Source organism: uncultured Brachyspira sp., from assembly GCF_944393015.1.
In the GTDB taxonomy this organism is placed as follows: Bacteria; Spirochaetota; Brachyspiria; order Brachyspirales; family Brachyspiraceae; genus Brachyspira.
Window position 1 is genome coordinate 1 of sequence record NZ_CALXYQ010000092.1, and the last position, 4,429, is coordinate 4,429.

5 protein-coding genes and 1 pseudogene are annotated in these 4,429 nt (G+C 29.3%); all 6 read right to left on the reverse strand.

Features of this window, described 5'->3' with window-relative positions; all coding sequences use genetic code 11:
- Positions 1-374 (reverse strand): annotated as a pseudogene (locus Q0K19_RS14880) (glycoside hydrolase family 19 protein); the annotation flags it as partial.
- 117 nt (positions 375-491) lie between these two features.
- Positions 492-821, reverse strand: a complete 330-nt coding sequence (locus Q0K19_RS14885) for a hypothetical protein (RefSeq protein ID WP_297249336.1) — start codon at positions 819-821, stop codon at positions 492-494.
- A gap of 73 nt (positions 822-894) precedes the next feature.
- Positions 895-1,284, reverse strand: coding sequence for a LuxR C-terminal-related transcriptional regulator (locus Q0K19_RS14890; RefSeq protein ID WP_297249338.1), 390 nt, complete (start codon positions 1,282-1,284; stop codon positions 895-897).
- On the reverse strand, positions 1,281-1,481 hold the full coding sequence (locus Q0K19_RS14895; RefSeq protein WP_297249340.1) for a hypothetical protein: 201 nt from the start codon (positions 1,479-1,481) through the stop codon (positions 1,281-1,283). Before Q0K19_RS14895 ends, Q0K19_RS14890 begins: the two co-directional genes overlap by 4 nt.
- Before the next feature lie 16 nt (positions 1,482-1,497).
- The gene (locus Q0K19_RS14900; protein WP_297249342.1) at positions 1,498-3,483 is read right to left on the reverse strand and encodes a hypothetical protein; all 1,986 of its coding nucleotides are present in this window, start codon (positions 3,481-3,483) and stop codon (positions 1,498-1,500) included.
- 202 nt (positions 3,484-3,685) lie between these two features.
- Positions 3,686-4,429 (reverse strand): hypothetical protein (locus Q0K19_RS14905; RefSeq protein WP_297249344.1); only part of this gene is annotated, 744 nt, incomplete at its 5' end.

Here is a 4,429-nt window from a genome sequence, read left to right on the forward strand (position 1 = left end):
CCGTAGTTTTTATAATTATTTTTTCCAGTAAGCTGAATAATGCCTCTGCCTCTGTATTTATATCCTTCATCTTGGCCATTCCCCAAACGCCCGCCGTAAACAAAATTGCCTATAGACTCAGCTCCCTGAATGCATAACTCTTTAGCTTTTTCTAAACTTCCTACTCTTTTTTTGAATACATCAAAAAGTCTTTGAGGAGTGTATCTGAAGCTCTCTTCAAGTCTTTTATAATCATTGCTTTCATGTGTTGTTTGTGCCAAGAACATAGCAGCTTCTTTTATGTCTGTAATGTTATGTTTTTGAAAAGCATTATTTAATGGTAAAAGCCATTTCTTATTTATACCGATTTTATTTAATATATTTTCATTTAGCATAGATTAAACCTCTTTATTTTCTATATTGCTGTTATGCTCGTATTCGCCTAAAAATCCCGCTATACTCCAGTATAGCGGCGGCTCATACTCGCTTATTATTGCTTATTATTTACTTTCCTATTTTTTTAATTCATATACTTTTATATATTCAGTTTTTTGTTTCTCTTTTGCTATCTGCAGTGTTACTTCTCTTTGCTTTAATACTTTAATCTCTGTTTCCATATTAACTAAGCAGTCGCTGTATTGATATGCTGTATTTTCATGCATTGATATGTTATATCCGTTATGAACTATTTTACCTTGATGTGCTTTTAATAATTTAAGAACATCATCTTTCATAGCCTCAATATTTTCTTCATTCTTTTTTTTATCATTTTTCAGTTTGATATATTTTTCTATCAATGAACTTTCTTTTTTACTTAATTCTGTTATACTCTCTTTTGACATGTTTTATCCTTATATTTATATTCATACACTTATATAAAAAAATATAAGGATAATTCATTGCTTAGAGAAAAAATTATAAAATATACGGCATTATTTGTATCATCGAATCCTGAAGCTCTTTTTTTATATTATTTAATTTTTGAGATACATTACTTTGAGACATTCTTAATTTTTCAGCTATTTCTTTTTGTGTATATCCTTTTGCAAGCAGTTCAAGCATTTCTCTTTGATCTTTTTTAAGTAATGCTATTATTATTCTTTTACTATCCCTATCTTCTACTTTTGAAAGTCCGAAAGTATATATAACTTTAGAGATATCTGTTTCAAATACATTAAATGTAGCATCAGAATAAATATCATTGTTATTTTTTTTATTTCTTATTGCTTTTTTCATATTATCGCATAAGGCTTTGCATTTATCTCTCTTACGGCATAAATTGCAGGTATTAGTATTTTTTTTCATTTGTTATCTCCTAAATTATTTATATACTCTGCTATTTTTAAAGCATCATAAGTATTGCAAATATTTTTAATCTTTAATTTTTTCTTAGCCGAATCTATATCATTTTTCAGCTCAATATACTCAGTGTAATTATTGCTGTATGCTATATCTTCTACCGCCATATTATCTATTGCAATAACTCCTAAACTTGTAATCATAATCTACCCCCTAAAACTATAATTGTCTTAATTTTATAACATTGTCAAATATATTAAGTTTAAGTATCTCGCACTTACAAGGCTTTATGTAGTAAGTGCCGTTTTCTCTTTTATATTCAAACTCTACTATATCAAATAACTTTAGAAAATCTAAAGTTTCATAATATTCAAATGTATAATACTCTTTTAATAAATATCTGCTTCTCATTATTTCATTAGATAAACTGATAGCATCTTCTTTTCTTTTTAATAAAGTTTCAAACTCCTCATGTGCATTTATTCTATGCCTTTTTTTCGCTTCCTCTTCAAAATCAATATTTTTGTATGTAGACTTTAATAAATCATATTTAATGCTGCAGCTTGATAAATATTCACCTTCTTCTACTGTTTTATCAACTCTTCCCATACAGTATTGCTTTATTTTATACTTAGCTTCATTGCTGCGAAACCTTGTACTAATAAAGTCTATTTTATTATTGTATATTTCTAATCTTCCTTGTTCTAAAAAAGAGAGTTCTCCTATCAAATCAAGTGTAGTCTTTTTATTATCATTATCAAGTAAAACTGCTATTTCCCTTGAACGTTCTTCTTCAAGCTGCCAATTTTCTATGTTATAATTTTCTTTAATGTATGCTATGTTTTCATAATCTTCTAAAATCTCCCTCATTAAAGTTAAAGATTTATAAGGTGGAATATCTATTTCCGCATATATTTCATATAAATTATCATTAGTATCTGTTATAGAATGTACCTGTTTATGTCCCCTAAAAATTAACTGACCTTTTTCTTTATCTAATGTCCATACTCTTTGGCTTCCTTTTCCATCATTGTAATCCTTGAACTCAGGAATAAATATTTCTAATTCTCCGCTTATTACAGTTCCTTCACGTTCTATTATTTCATTTTCGCTCTCTGGTGTTTCTATAAAATATATATGCGGCTTCAATTTATTTTCATCAAGAGGATCATTTCTATTAACAATATTTTCTATAGCATGTCTTGATGTATCGCATATTTCAAAAACTACTTCTGGTATTAAATCAGGATTTAATATATCAGGAGTATAATATTTTATAGGCTTTAATTTTACTATAATACCATGTCCTGCCGCAAATGTTCTGCAAGTATCAACAATGTCTTCTCCGCTTTGTACATTCTCTGGGAAGTTTTTTAAATCTGAATATTCTTTTTCACTAAAAACATTTTTAGGAAGTTCAGTAGAAAAAGAAGCTCTTATATCAGATGCTGTTATTGTTACTGTTTCTAAAAAAGCATACTCAGGTTTTTGTATAAAACCAGAGAATATTATTTTTGAATCTTTTATTGTTGTTAAGCTCCCAGCCTCATTATAAGCTCCTGCCGATTTATTAAAATCGGCAGGCATTCGGCTGTCCGCTTGATAGTCAAATACCTGCCTAACTAAAAATCTATTGCCGTATAAATTAATAAAATCATCAAAAAGGCCATCATCATTTCTTAATGTAACAGACATTTCATTTGTTTGAATAGTATCAAAAGAAAGTGAATCGCCTTCTATATCCGCTGTATCTATTTCTTCCACTCTAGGCTCTATATACATATTATTTAATTCAGTAATTAAATTATTATTACTATCAAGCCATTCACGTGTAGAGAATAATCTTTTTATATTTATAATAATATTTTTTTTACTGTAAGGAGTTTCAAAGTTATTAAAATGTATAGCTATATAATTAATATTATCTTTTTTATATTGATAATAAGATTTATTTTGTTTATAAAGAGCTTCTAAAGAAAATACTTCTATATATCCTCTGTCATTGTCTACACTTATAGAGCCTACATTAAACAAATTATACAATTCATTTTCTTTAATATTAAATAATTCATTAAAATAAGAACTGCTGTATAATGAGTATATTTCATTAATACTTGCTCTCCATACACCTCCGAAAGGTGCAAATATTAATCTAGTATCAGGACTAGAAATATCAAGTTCTATAATATTAGCAAAACTTTTCATTACTATTGCCGCCTTGCGTGCCGTAGGCAATGTTCGCCTACGCCAATAATCAGCAAATAAATAAATTTATTTGCTGGCTTCGGCTCACTTTCTCCTATATAAACTATTTCTGCATATATTTATTATTGTTATGCTCGAAAAAGCCTAACAATCCCAAGTTAATAAATTAACTTGGCGGCTTTTTCTCACTACCCATTTAATTTTATTTCTGCATATATTCTATGACTGCTGAGCCGTCTTGTCCTTTTTCTCCATTAGCAGTAACGCCATGATTGTTACTATTAGTACCTCCATTTCCTCCGGCACCAACTATAATTTTTATTTTACCTGCACTGCCAAGCATACTTCTTGTTACATCTACAATAGCTGCACTTCCGCTTCCTCCGCCTGCTGAAGCATAACCATTTATAGAACCATTGCCTCCATTTCCCCCGCTAGCCAAAGTAGTATTATTGCTGAATACTGCACCTGTATTTGGATTCTTTCCACTATATATTGTAGAAGTTCCATTATTTCCATTGATTAATTTACCTTGTCCGCTTGGGACACCTCCTTTTCCTCCATTCAAAGTTATAGTACCTGTTTTTACAGCTATTTGACCTCCCTGACATGTTGTTATTGCTTGATTATTTATTAATATTTGAGAGTTGCCGCCTGCTGTTGGTTCAGTTCCAACTTTATCTAATAAACCATAATAACCTCCCGCACCTCCTGAACATATATGAACTGTGATACTATTAACATCATCAGGAAAATTAAACTCATGAGTACCTACGCCAAAGCTCACTGTTTTTCTTTTTAAGGTTAATCCTTTCCTTTGAAAGTCATTAATATTCCAATATTTTTTATCTACATATCCGCCTAAATTGGCATCATATTTCATTGACAATCTTAAATATTTCTCTATTATGATATTATTATCATTTTTTACATAAAAGCCTCTATT

Coding starts and splice junctions, on each gene's coding strand:
- Q0K19_RS14890 (WP_297249338.1), bottom strand. CDS start 1,284: ATGAAAAAAAATACTAATACCTGCAATTTATGCCGTAAGAGAGATAAA.
- Q0K19_RS14895 (WP_297249340.1), bottom strand. CDS start 1,481: ATGATTACAAGTTTAGGAGTTATTGCAATAGATAATATGGCGGTAGAA.
- Q0K19_RS14885 (WP_297249336.1), bottom strand. CDS start 821: ATGTCAAAAGAGAGTATAACAGAATTAAGTAAAAAAGAAAGTTCATTG.
- Q0K19_RS14900 (WP_297249342.1), bottom strand. CDS start 3,483: ATGAAAAGTTTTGCTAATATTATAGAACTTGATATTTCTAGTCCTGAT.